The 15,477-nt window shown below is 58.2% G+C and carries 15 protein-coding genes; 12 read left to right on the top strand and 3 right to left on the bottom strand.

Annotated elements, in window-relative coordinates; translation table 11 throughout:
- Nucleotides 1-578: 578 nt before the first annotated feature.
- Together JSY17_RS08200 and JSY17_RS08195 are read right to left on the bottom strand one after the other, a co-directional pair.
- Nucleotides 579-2,072, bottom strand: coding sequence for a CoA-acylating methylmalonate-semialdehyde dehydrogenase (locus JSY17_RS08200; protein ID WP_117186626.1), 1,494 nt, complete (start codon nt 2,070-2,072; stop codon nt 579-581).
- Nucleotides 2,073-2,123: 51 nt separating this feature from the next.
- Nucleotides 2,124-3,470 carry an aspartate aminotransferase family protein gene (locus JSY17_RS08195; RefSeq protein ID WP_117186627.1) on the bottom strand — a complete coding sequence of 449 codons (1,347 nt, stop codon included), beginning with the start codon at nt 3,468-3,470 and terminating at the stop codon, nt 2,124-2,126.
- A gap of 110 nt (nt 3,471-3,580) precedes the next feature.
- Here JSY17_RS08195 and JSY17_RS08190 point away from each other — a divergent pair, with 110 nt between their 5' ends.
- The 7 genes from JSY17_RS08190 (at nt 3,581) to JSY17_RS08160 (ending at nt 11,564) form a co-directional block, all read left to right on the top strand.
- Nucleotides 3,581-4,501 carry a LysR family transcriptional regulator gene (locus JSY17_RS08190; protein WP_206401420.1) on the top strand — a complete coding sequence of 307 codons (921 nt, stop codon included), beginning with the start codon at nt 3,581-3,583 and terminating at the stop codon, nt 4,499-4,501.
- Nucleotides 4,502-4,678: 177 nt separating this feature from the next.
- Nucleotides 4,679-6,076: a uracil-xanthine permease family protein gene (locus JSY17_RS08185; protein ID WP_206401423.1), complete on the top strand. Its 1,398-nt coding sequence runs from the start codon at nt 4,679-4,681 to the stop codon at nt 6,074-6,076.
- Between the two features lie 85 nt (nt 6,077-6,161).
- Nucleotides 6,162-6,824 carry a TetR/AcrR family transcriptional regulator gene (locus tag JSY17_RS08180; RefSeq protein ID WP_117181496.1) on the top strand — a complete coding sequence of 221 codons (663 nt, stop codon included), beginning with the start codon at nt 6,162-6,164 and terminating at the stop codon, nt 6,822-6,824.
- A gap of 32 nt (nt 6,825-6,856) precedes the next feature.
- On the top strand, nt 6,857-7,450 hold the full coding sequence (locus JSY17_RS08175) for an IMPACT family protein (protein WP_206401432.1): 594 nt from the start codon (nt 6,857-6,859) through the stop codon (nt 7,448-7,450).
- A 522-nt stretch (nt 7,451-7,972) separates the two neighbouring features.
- A complete protein-coding gene (locus JSY17_RS08170) occupies nt 7,973-9,526 on the top strand; it encodes an ABC transporter ATP-binding protein (protein WP_206401434.1) in 1,554 nt (517 codons plus the stop codon).
- An 11-nt stretch (nt 9,527-9,537) separates the two neighbouring features.
- Nucleotides 9,538-10,638 carry an ABC transporter permease gene (locus tag JSY17_RS08165; protein ID WP_117181501.1) on the top strand — a complete coding sequence of 367 codons (1,101 nt, stop codon included), beginning with the start codon at nt 9,538-9,540 and terminating at the stop codon, nt 10,636-10,638.
- Entirely contained in the window at nt 10,638-11,564 is a 927-nt protein-coding gene (locus JSY17_RS08160; protein ID WP_206401436.1) for an ABC transporter permease, read from the top strand. Before JSY17_RS08165 ends, JSY17_RS08160 begins: the two co-directional genes overlap by 1 nt.
- A gap of 32 nt (nt 11,565-11,596) precedes the next feature.
- On the opposite strand, the gene JSY17_RS08155 is transcribed toward JSY17_RS08160, so the two are convergent.
- Nucleotides 11,597-12,025: a hypothetical protein gene (locus tag JSY17_RS08155; protein ID WP_206401438.1), complete on the bottom strand. Its 429-nt coding sequence runs from the start codon at nt 12,023-12,025 to the stop codon at nt 11,597-11,599.
- A gap of 82 nt (nt 12,026-12,107) precedes the next feature.
- On the opposite strand from JSY17_RS08155, the gene JSY17_RS08150 reads away from it, so the two are divergent.
- From JSY17_RS08150 to JSY17_RS08130, 5 genes are all read left to right on the top strand, one after another.
- On the top strand, nt 12,108-12,458 hold the full coding sequence (locus JSY17_RS08150) for a MerR family transcriptional regulator (protein WP_206401440.1): 351 nt from the start codon (nt 12,108-12,110) through the stop codon (nt 12,456-12,458).
- Between the two features lie 33 nt (nt 12,459-12,491).
- Nucleotides 12,492-13,178, top strand: coding sequence for an SDR family oxidoreductase (locus JSY17_RS08145; RefSeq protein ID WP_122371775.1), 687 nt, complete (start codon nt 12,492-12,494; stop codon nt 13,176-13,178).
- A gap of 175 nt (nt 13,179-13,353) precedes the next feature.
- Nucleotides 13,354-13,674, top strand: coding sequence for a type II toxin-antitoxin system RelE/ParE family toxin (locus JSY17_RS08140; RefSeq protein WP_200998281.1), 321 nt, complete (start codon nt 13,354-13,356; stop codon nt 13,672-13,674).
- 2 nt (nt 13,675-13,676) lie between these two features.
- On the top strand, nt 13,677-13,958 hold the full coding sequence (locus JSY17_RS08135; protein ID WP_206401442.1) for a helix-turn-helix domain-containing protein: 282 nt from the start codon (nt 13,677-13,679) through the stop codon (nt 13,956-13,958).
- Nucleotides 13,959-14,102: 144 nt separating this feature from the next.
- Nucleotides 14,103-15,461, top strand: a complete 1,359-nt coding sequence (locus JSY17_RS08130) for an 8-oxoguanine deaminase (RefSeq protein ID WP_206401444.1) — start codon at nt 14,103-14,105, stop codon at nt 15,459-15,461.
- Nucleotides 15,462-15,477 lie beyond the last annotated feature (16 nt).

The raw sequence follows: 15,477 nt of genomic DNA, 5'->3' as shown, positions 1-15,477 counted from the left end.
TTTGAGAAAACCCTAAACTTGGCTCAGCAATCGTTGGTTACATCTTTGATTTCTCGCGGAGTAACTTGCGTTGCTGACAATCTGTTGACCTCAGTCTTACGCCACAAGCACCCACACGAATTGCTTGATTCAGTTGTTAAAGAGCGTTGGCTGAACCTTTCGTCTCAACCGAGGCGCGCATTCTACAGCGACCTCTGAATCTGTCAAGCGGTTATTTCAACAAGTTTCAAAGTTTCCTTTGCAACTTCAACCACTTGCGCTTCGATCAACTTCGCGCTGCTCGTCAGCGGGAGGCGAATTCTACAGCACCCGGAGGTGGTGTCAAACCCTTTCTCGTACCGCTGTCGATCCAACCGCGACCGAAGCCCTTCCAGACTGACTCAATGAACCGTTAAACACTTGCAAACTATTGATTTACAAGGCTTTTTCAGTTCCGTCTGCGCCGAAAGTGGGGCGAATTATAGAGAGATTAAATCGTCCGTCAACACTTAATTTCAAAACACTGTCATAAAACTCTGCTACCCCCAATAAACACTGGGGACCGTCCAATAAAGAAGACGATCCCCAGCGCTCATTATTTACAGACTCGGGAAAGCAAACTGCGATGCTTCATGACTGGCCCGCTGCGGCCAGCGCTGGGTGATGGCCTTGCGGCGGGTATAGAAGCGCACGCCATCCGGGCCATAGGCATGCAGATCACCAAACAGTGAGCGCTTCCAGCCACCGAAGCTGTGATAGGCGACCGGCACCGGCAGCGGCACATTGACCCCGACCATACCGACTTCAATTTCATCGCAGAACAAACGGGCCGCTTCACCATCGCGTGTGAAGATGCAAGTACCGTTGCCGTATTCATGCTCGTTGATCAGTTGCATCGCCTGCTCAAGACTATCGACGCGCACGATGCACAGTACAGGCCCGAAGATCTCCTCTTTATAGATACGCATCTGCGGCGTCACGCGATCAAACAGGCAACCGCCCATGAAGAAACCTTCTTCATGACCCGCAATGCGGATATCACGCCCATCGACAACCAGCGTTGCGCCGGACTGAATACCGTCTTCTATATAGCCACTGACTTTATCGCGATGCTGCCCGGTTACCAGAGGCCCCATATCCAGGCCGCAACTGGTGCCAGCACCGATTTTCAGGCTCTTGATCTGCGGGACCAGCTTGGCCACCAGGGCATCGGCAATCTGATCGCCCACACAGACCGCAACCGAAATTGCCATGCAGCGCTCGCCGCACGAACCGTAGGCTGCGCCCATCAGAGCACTGACCGCATTATCCAGATCGGCATCGGGCATCAATACCGCATGGTTCTTTGCACCACCCAACGCCTGGACACGCTTGCCTCGTGCAGCGCCTTCCTTATAGATGTACTCGGCAATCGGTGTGGAGCCCACGAAACTCAGCGCCTTGACCTCCGGAGCCTCGATCAGCGCATCGACGGCCACCTTGTCGCCATGCACCACGTTGAGAACACCCTTGGGCAAACCGGCTTCATGCAGTAACTGTGCAATCAGTAAGGTCGAACTCGGATCACGCTCCGAAGGTTTGAGAATGAAGCAGTTACCGCAGGCAATGGCCAGAGGGTACATCCACAGCGGAACCATGGCCGGGAAGTTGAACGGCGTGATACCGGCAACGATCCCCAGTGGCTGGAAGTCCGACCAGGCATCGATGTTCGGCCCGACATTACGGCTGTATTCGCCCTTGAGGATTTCCGGCGCGGCACTGGCGTATTCGACGTTTTCGATTCCGCGCTTCAACTCACCTGATGCATCTTCCAGCGTCTTGCCGTGTTCTTCGCTGATGAGCTGGGCAATACGCGCCTCGTTCTGCTCCAGCAATTGCTTGAAACGAAACATGATCTGGGCGCGCTTGGCTGCCGGCGTATTGCGCCAGGCCGGGAAAGCGGCCTTGGCCGAGTCGATGGCTTGCTGCACGGTTTCACGACTGGCCAGGGCGACTTTATGAATAGCCTGACCTGTAGACGGGTTGAAAACATCGGCGGTACGTCCGTTATCGGAAGTGAGCTCACCGTGAATCAAGTGTTGGATGCTGCTCATGCAAAATGGCTCCAGAAAACTCGTGTCTATCGGCGGTATGAAACCCGACGATCAGTCAATCAGGTTAAGCGCTTCACCTACGGCATCGAACAACCGATCCAGGTCTTGCGTCTTGCAATTGAAGGTTGGCCCGAACTGCAGGGTGTCGCCACCAAAGCGCACATAGAACCCGGCCTGCCACAACTTCATCGCGGCCTCGAACGGACGAACGATGGCATCGCCATCCCGAGGCGCGATCTGAATGGCACCCGCCAGACCGTAGTTACGGATATCGACGACGTTCTTCGTGCCTTTGATACCGTGCAGCAGGTTTTCAAAGTGCGGAGCGGTTTCAGCGACCTGCTGGACCAGATTCTCACGCTGCAACAACTCCAGCGCCGCCAGGCCAGCAGCACAGGCGACCGGGTGAGCGGAGTAGGTATAGCCATGGGGAAACTCCACGGCATACTCCGGCGTGGCCTGATTCATGAAGGTTTGATAGATTTCGCTGCTGGCAATCACGGCGCCCATGGGAATGGCCCCATTGGTAACCTGCTTGGCAATGCACATCAGGTCAGGCGTAACGCCGAAACTGTCGGCACCAAACATGGAGCCTGTGCGCCCGAAGCCGGTAATGACTTCGTCGAAGATCAGCAGGATATTGTGCTGGTCGCATATTTCACGCAGGCGCTTGAGATACCCCTGGGGAGGAACGATAACACCGGCCGAACCGGCCATCGGCTCAACGATGACAGCGGCAATATTAGAGGCATCGTGCAGTTCGATCAGCTTGAGCATTTCATCGGCCAGCGCAATACCTCCGGCCTCGGGCATTCCTCTGGAAAATGCGTTGCTGGCCAGCAGGGTGTGCGGCAGGTGATCGACATCCAGCAACTGACCAAACATCTTGCGGTTACCGTTAACGCCCCCAAGGCTGGTACCTGCGATATTCACGCCGTGATAGCCACGAGCACGACCGATCATTTTGGTCTTGGTCGACTGACCTTTGAGGCGCCAGTAGGCACGTACCATTTTCACGGCGGTATCGGCGCACTCGGAGCCGGAGTTGGTATAGAAAACGTGATTCAGATTGCCCGGCGTCAAATCGGTGATCTTTTCCGCAAGCTGGAACGACAGCGGATGGCCGAACTGAAAACCGGGTGAGTAATCCAGCACGCTCAGTTGCCTGGAAACAGCTTCCTGTATTTCCGTGCGGGTATGTCCGGCGCCACAGGTCCAAAGCCCGGAAAGCCCGTCGTATATCGTGCGTCCCTTGTCGTCAATCAGATGGCTGCCATGAGCTGCAACGATCATTCGCGGATCGCGTTGAAAATTGCGGTTGGCGGTATAAGGCATCCAATGAGCATCTAGCTTCAATTGGGTGGCCGAAGGCACATCAGACACTTCGAACGCGTTCATGCAACGAGCCTCGTAAGGTGTGTTATTGGAGCAATTACAGTCAAGGTGACACGGCAATAAGGTTTGAAAAATCCAACTTTTACAATCTTTAGTTAAGCGATTACTAAACAATGAGCATTCGCCGCCCCGATCCCTTGGCACAAGTCAGTGACTTCGATATCCGCCTGTTGCGTATCTTCAAAAGCGTAGTAGAAGCCGGAGGTTTCTCAGCTGCCGAAAGCGTACTCGGCATTGGCCGTTCGGCCATAAGTCAACAAATGAGCGACCTCGAACAGCGCCTTGGTTTGCGCCTGTGTCAGCGAGGCCGAGCCGGCTTTTCGGTAACGGATGAAGGCCGGGAGGTCTATCAGTCGTCCTTGCAGTTGCTCAGTGCGCTTGAGAGTTTTCGCACCGAGGTCAACGGCCTGCACCAGCACCTGCGCGGAGAGCTGAATATCGGCGTGACGGATAACCTGGTGACCCTGCCGCACATGCGTATCACCAATGCCCTGTCGCAATTGAAAGAGCGCGGCCCGGACGTGCATATCAACATCCGCATGCTCTCCCCCTCCGAAGTGGAGCAAGGTGTGCTCGATGGCAGCCTGCATGTCGGCGTCGTACCTCAGACCAATGCCCTGCCCGGTCTTGAATACCAGCCTTTATATAGCGAGCGCTCCCTGCTGTACTGCGCGGTCGGTCATCCCCTGTTTTATGCAAACGATACCGAACTCGAAGATGAACGCATTGCCGTTCAGGAAGCCATTGCCCCCACCTTCCGCTTGCCGGTCGATATACAGCCTCATTATCAGGCACTCAGGTTTACCGCCAGCGCATCGGATCGCGAAGGCATGGCCTTTCTGATCCTGACCGGCCGCTATATAGGCTATCTGCCGGATCACTACGCCAATGTCTGGGTTCAACAAGGCAGGCTGCGCACCTTGAAGCCCGAATCGAGGTTTTATGACCTGAGTCTGGTTTCCGTCACCCGCAAGGGGCGTCGCCCTCATTTGGTGCTGGAGAGCTTTCTGAAGAGCCTGGCTGCCACGCGATAACGCATCAGGAGAGACGAAAACGGTTGAGTCGGCTGGACTCAACCGCCCTTTAAACGGCCTATCTCCTTGAAATGAATACGAATGCATCACGGAAATAAAAAATAATCTGAGCAAGTGGACAGGTTTTTGCAATGTGCTTGGCTAAGACGTGACCACACCTCATTCCGAGCGCTCGACATGCAGCCTGATACCTCCGATAACAATGACCTGCTCTACGGCCTCGATGATCGCCCCAGACCCGTAACGGCCATACTCGCTGCTCTGCAACACGTGCTCGCCAGTTTCGTCGGCATCATTACCCCGCCCTTGATTATCGGTTCGGCACTGGGACTGGGCGCTTACATGCCGTACCTGATCAGCATGGCCCTGATGGTTTCCGGCGTCGGAACCTTTATTCAGGCCCGTCGCCCGTTCGGCATCGGCGCAGGCATGATCTGCCTGCAAGGTACCAGCTTCGCCTTTCTCGGCGCCGTGCTGTCCGCCGGCTTTATCGTCAAGCAACGCGGCGGCAGCCCGGAAGACATCATGGCGATGATCTTCGGCGTCTGCTTCTTCGGTGCCCTGGTGCAGGTAGTGCTCAGCCGCTTCATTGGCCAGTTGCGGCGCGTCATTACGCCCCTCGTTACCGGTATTGTCATTACCCTGATCGGCATCAGCCTGATCAAGGTCGGCGTCACGGATCTGGGAGGCGGCTTCAACGCACCGGACTTCGGGGCCCCCATCAATCTGGCTCTGGGCATCTTCGTGCTCGCCATCATCATTGCACTCAACCGATCCCGCACGCCCTGGGTTCGTCTGTCCGCGATCATCATTGGCCTGGCGGTGGGCAGCGTCGCTGCGTGGATGAGCGGCAAACTGGTTCCACACCCCATTCTCGACCTGCCACTGATCAGTGTGCCGGTCCCGTTCAAATTCGGCTTCAGCTTCGACTGGACAGCTTTCCTGCCCGTCGCGCTGATCTATCTGATCAGCAGCATCGAAACCGTGGGCGACCTGACCGCCAACTGCATGCTGGCCCGCCAGCCCATCAGCGGCCCGAGTTATGTATCGCGGCTAAAGGGCGGCGTGCTGGGCGATGGTGTCAGTTGCATGATTGCCGCCACGTTCAGCGCCTTCCCCAACACCACCTTTGCCCAGAACAACGGCGTGATCCAGTTGACCGGTGTCGCCAGTCGCTATGTCGGTCTCTATATAGGCGTGGTGCTGTTCATGCTTGGCCTGTTCCCGACCATCGGCGCAGTGGTGCAACAGATCCCCAAGCCCGTGCTTGGCGGCGCGACACTGGTGATGTTCGGCAGCGTCGCGGCAGCGGGCGTGCGCATTCTTGCCCAGGCACCACTGGACCGACGCAGCATGCTGATCATTGCCACTTCGTTCGGTGTCGGTCTGGGCATTGCTGCACAGCCCACGCTGCTGCATCACATGCCACAACTGGTACAGAACCTGTTCGACTCGGCAATCACCAGCGGCGGAATCACGGCCATCGTCATGTGCCTGTTGATACCGGAGGAAAAGACGATCGCCATCAAGGAAAACCTCGAGCGCCCAGCCAAGGCCCTTGAGCCCCAGGAATAATTTTCCTGCATGAGCGCTTGTCGGATTCACGCGGGTGCGTTATCTGTTCACCCGTTGCACCCCATGACCCTGTCCGGACCTGCACATGACCCTTGAAGTCCCAGCCCACAGCACTCACGGCACCAAGCCTGCAAGCCGTATTCGCCAGAAAAACGAAGAAGCCATCATCAAGGCCGCCGAAGACGAATTTGCCCGCCATGGTTTCAAGGGCACCAGCATGAACACCATTGCACTCAAGGCCGGGCTGCCGAAAGCCAACCTGCATTATTACTTCACCAACAAGCTTGGGCTGTACGCCGCCGTGCTGAGCAACATCATCGAGCAGTGGGACAGCACCTTCAACAATCTGACGGTCGAAGACGATCCGGCAGAAGCGCTGGCCCGCTACATTCGCGCCAAGATGGAGTTCTCGCGCCGCAACCCGCAGGCCTCGCGGATTTTCGCCATGGAAATCATCAGCGGCGGCGAGTGCATGAGCGAGTATTTCAGTCAGGACTATCGCACCTGGTTCCAGGGGCGCGCCGCCGTTTTCCAGGCCTGGATCGATGCCGGAAAAATGGACCCGGTGGATCCGGTCAACCTGATTTTCCTGCTCTGGGGCAGCACTCAGCATTACGCCGACTTTGCCACCCAGATCTGCCGGGTAACCGGTCGTACCCGGCAAACCCGGCAGGACATGGACGATGCCAGCGCCAACCTGATCCAGATCATTCTCAAAGGGTGTGGGCTTACGCCACCGGTCTTGTAATATTCGGGCCTTGTCGTCTGCTGGAAACCTCCATGCCTTTTACCATTACCGGCCCTTGCGAATATCGGGAAGAAATTCGCAAAAGCCGCTTCATCACCCTCGCAGCCCCGATTGCCAGCCCGGCCGAAGCACAGGCATTCATCGAGCAGCACAGCGACCTGAATGCGACGCACAATTGCTGGGCCTGGAAACTGGGCGCTCAATACCGCAGCAGCGACGACGGCGAACCCGGTGGTACGGCTGGCAGGCCGATACTGGCAGCCATCGAAGCCCAGGAGTTCGATCAGGTCGTGGTGCTGGTGATTCGCTGGTATGGTGGCATCCAGTTGGGTACCGGTGGACTGGCCCGGGCTTATGGCGGCGGTGCCAACAAATGCCTGCAACAGGCCGTACGTCTGCCACTGATCAACCGCGAGCACTTCAACCTGGAATGCAGCTTCAGCGAACTGGCTCTGGTGAAAGTGCGTCTGGGCGAATGCAACGGTCTGGTGGAGGCGGAAAACTTCACCGCCAATGGCGTGGAAATGTCGATTGCCATCGGTCCGGAACACTTCGCCTCGTTGCAACGGCAACTGGCGGATCTGAGCCGTGGCAGAATCATTCTGCACCCGGCACATGATCAGTAATCCGACGTTCCCCGATGTTAGGCAAACTTGCCCACATCTACTGTGCATCCGGCTGTGGATAAGCTGAGCACATCGGGCTGCACGCCTTGCCGGACGTACGGCACAGGCATGTGATCATTTTTTGCACAACAGCAATACAGCCGGATAAAAACAATGCCAAAACAGCGTCTTAACGTTGTTTAGCACCTTTGGAAGCTAGCGCAGATTCCTTTATTACCCGGCCTTCGGCTTTCACACAGTTACTGTGGAACAACCTGTGGATAACAGGTGCAAGGGTCGCGCAATCGCTTGGGGTATCGCCCTCAAGGCCTGCTGTACATTTTTTGTACAACCCGATGAGCCATAATTGCACCTTTGCTGTCGAGCGACGCCCCGAAGTGGTGCCAAAGCGCTTGCAGCCTGCTCACCTCTGCCCCGAAAACACCCTGCATACGCCCACCTGACAACATTCGCCGCAAACCTGACTCACTGGCCAGGATTTTGCTTTATCCCCGGCGACCCACTCCATGATCCGAGCCTGTCATGCCAAACCACGCGCCGCCCCCGCGCCTGCAACTGCGCCATATCACCAAGCAATATCCCGGCTGTCTGGCCAACGACGCTATCGACCTGAGCATCCAGCCCGGCGAAATCCACGCCTTGCTGGGTGAAAACGGTGCCGGCAAAAGCACGCTGATGAAGATTATCTACGGCGTAACCCAGCCTGATTCGGGCTCGATCATCTGGCAAGGCGAGACACTGCAGATGCGCAACCCGGCACAGGCCAGAGGCCTGGGGATCGGCATGGTGTTTCAGCACTTTTCTCTGTTCGAAACCCTGACCGTGGCGCAGAACATTGCCTTGGCCATGGGGCGCTCGGCGGGCACGCCCAAACAACTGGAACCGCGCATTCGCGAGGTGTCGCAACGCTACGGCATGGCGCTTGAGCCACAACGACTTGTCCACAGCCTGTCGATTGGCGAACGCCAGAAAGTCGAAATCATCCGCTGCCTGATGCAGGACATTCGCCTGCTGATTCTGGACGAGCCCACTTCAGTGCTCACACCTCAGGAGGTCGATGAGCTTTTTGTCACCTTGCGACGTCTGGCCGAGGAAGGCTGCAGCATTCTGTTCATCAGTCACAAGCTGGGCGAGGTCAGGGCCTTGTGCCACAGCGCGACAGTGCTGCGTGGCGGCAAGGTTTCCGGGCACTGCATTCCCGCGCAATGCACCGACCTGGAACTGGCGCGCCTGATGGTCGGCGATGCCCAGGGACTGACCGCGCAATACCAGAAGACAAATGGCTCAGCGCCCTTCCTGCGAGTCGAAAAACTTTCCTGGCACAACCCCGATCCCTTTGGCTGTTCACTGCAGGACCTGGAGCTTGAAGTGCGCAGCGGCGAAATCGTCGGGATTGCGGGTGTTGCGGGTAATGGCCAGGACGAACTGCTGGCCTTGCTCAGCGGTGAACGGACACTGAACAGCGCACAGGCCGCGACTATCCGCTTTGCCGATGAAAAGGTCGGCAACCTGCGCCCGGATGCCCGTCGCAAACTCGGCCTGGCCTTTGTTCCCGCCGAGCGCCTGGGCCATGGCGCGGTACCGGAACTGAGCCTGACCGACAACGCTCTGCTGACAGCGTTTCAACAAGGCCTGGTCAACAACGGGCTGATCCAGCGCAGCAAAGTCCGGGCGCTGGCCGACGAAATCATTCGCCGCTTTGCGGTCAAGACACCCGGCGCCCAGACCGCGGCACGCAGCCTGTCGGGCGGCAACTTGCAGAAATTCATTCTGGGCCGCGAGATTCTGCAAAACCCGAAACTGCTGGTGGCCGCTCACCCGACCTGGGGTGTGGATGTCGGCGCGGCAGCAGCGATCCATCGTGCCCTGATTGCCTTGCGTGATGCCGGAGCGGCGATTCTGGTGATTTCAGAAGATCTGGATGAACTGTTCCAGATCAGCGACCGGCTTGCGGCCCTGAGCAGCGGCAAGCTTTCGGAACTGGTCCCCACCGGGCAGACCAACGCCGTACAGATCGGCGGCTGGATGGCAGGACAGTTCGATCATTCTCACCCCCAAGCCGTCGCGCTAGGTTAACGGAGCCAAACATGCTGCTTTCCCTGGAACCACGCGGCCAGCAATCGCGCGCCATGTTGTGGTGCTCGCCCTTGCTGGCTGCCGCCTTGACGCTGATCTGCGGCTCACTGCTGTTCATCGGCCTGAAGCTCGACCCGTGGGTGACACTGCATACCCTGCTGATTGCGCCGATCAGTGACTGGTATGGCGTGTCGGAACTGATGGTCAAGACTCTGCCGATCCTGCTCTGCGCCCTTGGACTGGCGGTCGCCTATCAGGCCCGCATCTGGAACATTGGCGCAGAAGGCCAGTTGCTGCTGGGCGCATTGGCCGGCAGCGCCGTGGCGGTCAACGTGATCGATGTACAAAGCCGCTGGGCGCTGGTGATGATTCTGGTCGCCGGTACTCTGGCCGGAGCTGCATGGGCTGGCGTTACTGCGTGGCTGCGTACCCGCTTCAATGCCAATGAAATCCTCACCAGCATCATGCTCAACTACATCGCCCTGAACCTGCTGCTGTTCTTCGTCCACGGGCCACTCAAGGATCCGGCGGGCATGAACTTTCCGGAGTCGGCCACCTTCGGCGATGCCAGCCGCTTGCCGCTGCTGACGGAAGATGGCCGCGCCCACATCGGGGTGTACTTTGCTCTGCTGGCGCTGGTGGCGGTCTGGGTGCTGCTACAGCGCAGCTTTGTCGGCTTCCAGATAAAAGTCCTAGGGCTGGACAAGCGGGCAGCGGGGTTCGTGGGCTTTCGCGAAAAACATCTGGTCTGGCTGGCGCTGTTGATCAGTGGCGCACTGGCCGGTCTGGCAGGCGTCAGCGAAGTGACCGGCCCCATCGGCCAACTGGTTCCGCAAGTCTCACCCGGTTATGGCTATGCGGCAATCACCGTGGCCTTTCTCGGACGCCTGAACCCTGTCGGCATTCTGTTTTCCAGCCTGTTGATTGCCCTGCTGTACCTGGGCGGTGAACAAGCGCAGATGACCCTCAACCTGCCGCTGGCCATTACGCAATTGTTCCAGGGGATGATGCTGTTCTTCCTGCTGGCCTGTGATGTGCTGATCCTTTATCGCCCGCGCCTCAAACTGCGCTGGGCCAAACGCCAGATGGCGCCTGTCGCGGGAGCCGCATGATGGATATCGACCTGCTGAGCAATATTTTCTACGCCATGATCCGCTGCGGCACCCCCCTGTTGCTGGTGGCTCTGGGCGAACTGATCTGCGAAAAGAGCGGCGTCATCAACCTGGGTCAGGAAGGCATGATGCTGATCGGTGCGGTGATCGGTTTCATCATCGCCCTGAGCACAGGCAATCTGTGGCTCGGCGTACTGCTGGCCATGCTGGCTGGCATGCTGCTGTCGGCGTTGTTTGCCGTTGTTGCGCTGGTATTCAATGCCAATCAGGTTGCCACCGGACTGGCACTGACCATTTTTGGCGTGGGCCTTTCGAGCTTCGTGGGTGCAGCCTGGGTGGGCAAACCCCTGCTGGGCTTCGAGCCGGTAGCGATTCCCTTTCTGAGCGATATCCCGCTGATCGGCCGCATGCTGTTTGCCCAGGATCTGCTGGTGTATCTGTCCTTCGCACTGTTTGCGCTGGTGGCCTGGACACTGCTCAAAAGCCGCATCGGCCTGATTATCCAGGCCGTCGGCGAAAACCCCGATGCTGCCAGCGCCATGGGCCTGCCGGTATTGCGAGTGCGAACCCTGGCCGTGCTGTTCGGCGGCGCAATGGCCGGACTGGCCGGTGCCTATCTGTCGCTGGCCTACACACCGATGTGGGCCGAAAACATGAGCGCCGGCCGCGGCTGGATCGCGCTGGCCCTGGTGGTGTTCGCCAGCTGGAGAGTCTGGCGCCTGCTGCTGGGTGCCTACCTCTTCGGCCTCGCCAGCATCCTGCATCTGGTTGCACAGGGCGTCGGCCTGGCGATCCCCTCCAACCTGCTGGCGATGCTGCCCTATGTCGCGACCATCATCGTGCTGGTCCTGCTGTCACGGGATGCGCTGAGAACCAAATTGTATGCACCGGTTTCGTTGGGGCAGCCCTGGCAGGCGGGGCATTGATAAATGCTGTATTTTGCGACTGAAGTCGGCTCCTAAGTCGAGCCGGCAGGAGTGACTTCAGTCGCGAAGGCATCTACTGGCCACAACTGCAAGACCGCCCAGACCAGCTCCATCACCAGAATCCCGATCAGCAGGCTGCTTGCCCCCTGCATCAGCGCATAACCTTGCCAGGTTGCAAAAAGCACTCGCCCCATCGCGTCATAGCGCCCTAATACCGGTTGCGGATCACGGATTCGCAGTACGGACCAGACGCAGACAATCGAGCCCAGCAAATTCGCCATCAGCATGTGCAGAGGCCCGAATGCTGGCAGATCCCCCGACAGGTTCCAGTGCTGGCTCAACGTCGATAACGCGTCGTGCAGCGCCATGAACGTCCAGGGTGTAACGAAAGCGGCGGTGACTATGAGGTCATACCAGGCGCTGGCCCGGACCACTTGACGGTATTGTCTGATTTGCCACATGGAACATGTCCTGTCGATTGAGATTTCCACAGGCTAAAGGGTGGAGTACGCTCCAGGGTCAAGCCCTCAAGGATGGAATTGCATGCGCATTGGTGAACTGGCTCAAGCCACCGCCGTCAGTCGCGACACGCTGCGTTTTTATGAACAACGCGGACTGATCAGTGCCCGGCGCACCGGCAACGGCTATCGTCATTACCCTGTGGAGACGGTGCAACTGGTGCAATTCATCAAGGTTGCGCAACGTCTGGGCTTCAGCCTGAACGAAATAGGTAATAACGTGGCCGAATTGTGGAAGGCACCCGCACCGGATATCGCCATTGCCCGACTGCTGGGGGAGAAGCTGACGCTGATCGACAAGCGTATTGCCGAATTGGGCGAGCTGCGCAGCGAACTGCAGGAACGCCTGCGCCAGACCTGTCCACTGAGCCCCTGAGATGTTTTCCTTTCAACTGCCAAGGAGTTTTTCATGACCGCTACCAAAACCGCTCTGATCATCGGCGCATCCCGTGGCTTGGGGCTCGGACTGGTCCAGCGTCTGAGCGAACAGGGCTGGAATGTGATCGCGACTGTTCGCGATCCCCTAAAGGCCGACGCACTCAGGACCATCGCCAATACCCGCGTTGAAACCCTGGATATCGATGAAGTCGCTTCGCTGGAGGTGCTGGTCCAGAAGCTCAAGGGCGAAGTCTTCGATGTGCTGTTCGTCAACGCTGGCGTCATGGGCCCCAGACATCAGAGCGCTGCGCAGTCCACCGCCGCCGAACTGGGCCAGTTGTTCCTGACCAACGCGGTCGCGCCCATTCGTCTGGCCGAGCGTCTGGTCGGGCAGATTCGTCCCGGAACCGGCGTACTGGCGTTCATGAGTTCGTGGCTGGGCAGTGTCGCCTGCCCGGACGGAGCGGAAATAGGGCTCTACAAAGCCAGCAAGGCTGCGCTCAACTCCATGACCAATACCTTCGTCAGCCAACTGGGCGACAACCGCCCCACCGTTCTTTCCCTGCATCCGGGCTGGGTCAAGACCGACATGGGTGGCGAAGGTGCCGACATCGACGTCCTGACCAGCACCACCGGACTGGTCAAACAGCTCGAAGCCTATGCGGGCAAGGGCGGGCACTACTTCATCAACTACAAGGGCGAGACGATTGCCTGGTGAAGCAAAACGCTGATGGCTGAACGAGTCCTGCTCTGGCTTTCAGAGCAGAACTGTTCATTTATGGCGATGACTCACAATCCTCTCAGCTTTTTCCTGCACACAACAGAAACAGTACTGCTAGAATCAGTTATCGATTTCGATAACACTCGCTTCCTTTCCAGATTGGAAGCGAAGCATGAAACCACTCAAATTTCTTGGTGACTCTCTCGACCAATTACGTGGATTCCCGCAGGCAGCACAATCGATGGCAGGCTTCCAACTCGATTGCATACAGCGTGGTATTGAACCTGATGACTGGAAACCAATGAAAATCATTGGCCCGGGTGTTAGAGAGATTCGTGTGCGTGAAGCGTCAGGAGCCTTTCGGGTCATTTATCTGGCGACCTTGCCAAGTGCCGTGTACGTCCTGCATGCATTTCGCAAGAAGACGCAGAAGACCGAGAAGCAGGATATTGATCTTGCAGCCAAAAGGCTGCGTGACTTGATGAGAGGTTAACCATGACCGAAGAGCAAACATTTTCCAGTGTCTGGGATGCCCTGGCAGATACCGCCCAGGAAGCAGCCCACCTGAAGGTACGCTCAGTACTCATGATCGAGCTGAATGAATCCATCAAGAAGTGGCCGGGCACTGATACCGAGAAGGCTGCTCGTCTGGGGATTACCAAACCCCGTTTTTCCAACCTGAAGTCCGGGCGAGTGGATCTGTTCAGCCTTGATGCACTGGTCGATCTGGCGGCAACCGCTGGGCTTGTTGTCTCCATAAATCTGGACGCCGCCTGAGGCTCGGGTTTGATTGTGAGGTGAGCGAGTAATACACTCATTCGCCTTGCCTATGCATCGCTCACAATCACCGGCAACCCTGGATCAGCAGACAGGGCAAAACTGAGCTGGCTAACCTGAACCCACTTTCAGAGGAGCCGGCTCATGCCCGCGACCCGTATCTGGTTGAAAAATCCCCTTGCCGTTTTCACTGCTAATGACCTGGACGCCCGTGGCGGGCTGGTGGTCGAAGATGGCGTGATCGTTGAGCTACTGGCTGTCGGTCAGCGTCCTTCCCGCCCGTGCGATCAAGTGTTCGATGCCCGCGAACATGTGCTGTTGCCGGGGCTGATCAACACGCATCATCACTTCTATCAGACCCTGACCCGAGCCTGGGCACCGGTGGTCAATCAACCTTTGTTTCCATGGCTCAAGACGCTGTACCCGGTATGGGCGCGGCTGACACCGGAAAAACTCGCCCTGGCCAGTCAGGTGGCGCTAGTAGAGTTGCTGCTGTCGGGCTGTACCACTGCGGCAGATCATCACTATCTGTTTCCCGACGGGCTGGAGCAGGCCATCGATATTCAGGTGCAAAGCGTTCGCGAACTGGGCATGCGCGCCATGCTGACCCGCGGTTCCATGAGCCTGGGCGAAGCCGATGGTGGCTTGCCGCCGCAACAGACGGTGCAACAAGGCGAGGTGATCCTGGCAGACAGTCAGCGCCTGATCGAGACCTACCATGAGCGCGGCGACGGCGCGCAGATCCAGATTGCCCTGGCACCCTGCTCGCCGTTTTCGGTGACGCCGCAGATCATGGCCGAGAGCGCTGCGCTGGCGCAGAAATTCGATGTGCGCCTGCATACCCATCTGGCCGAAACCCTGGATGAAGAGGACTTCTGCCTGCAGCGCTTCGGGCTGCGCACGGTGGATTATCTGGACAGCGTCGGCTGGCTCGGGCCTCGCACCTGGCTGGCCCACGGTATTCATTTCAACCCGGATGAAATTGCCCGTCTTGGTGCAGCAGGCACCGGGATCTGTCATTGTCCCAGCTCCAACATGCGTCTGGCTTCCGGCATCTGCCCGACACTGGAGCTCACCGCCGCCGGTGCGCCATTGGGTCTTGGCGTCGATGGCTCGGCCTCCAACGATGCCTCCAACATGATCCTCGAAGCGCGGCAGGCGCTCTATCTTCAGCGGCTGCGCTACGGCGCGCAGGACATCACCCCGGAGCGGGTGCTGGGCTGGGCAACCAAGGGCTCGGCACAGTTGTTGGGGCGTACCGATATCGGCGAACTGGCCGTGGGCAAGCAGGCAGACCTGGCCTTGTTCAAGCTCGATGAACTGCGCTTCTCCGGCAGTCATGACCCGCTTTCGGCGCTGTTGCTGTGCGGCGCGGACCGGGCCGACCGGGTGATGATCGCGGGCCACTGGCGGGTAACGGATGGGCAGGTCGAAGGCCTGGACCTGAAGAAGCTGATCGCCGATCACCGCCAGGCCGCACACCAACTGTTGCACGCGATGTAGGAGCGCGCTTGCCCGC

Source organism: Pseudomonas capsici (assembly GCF_017165765.1).
GTDB classification, from domain to species: Bacteria; Pseudomonadota; Gammaproteobacteria; order Pseudomonadales; family Pseudomonadaceae; genus Aquipseudomonas; species Aquipseudomonas capsici.
Note: the sequence above shows the minus strand (reverse complement) of the source record. Positions and strands in the feature narration are given on the sequence as shown.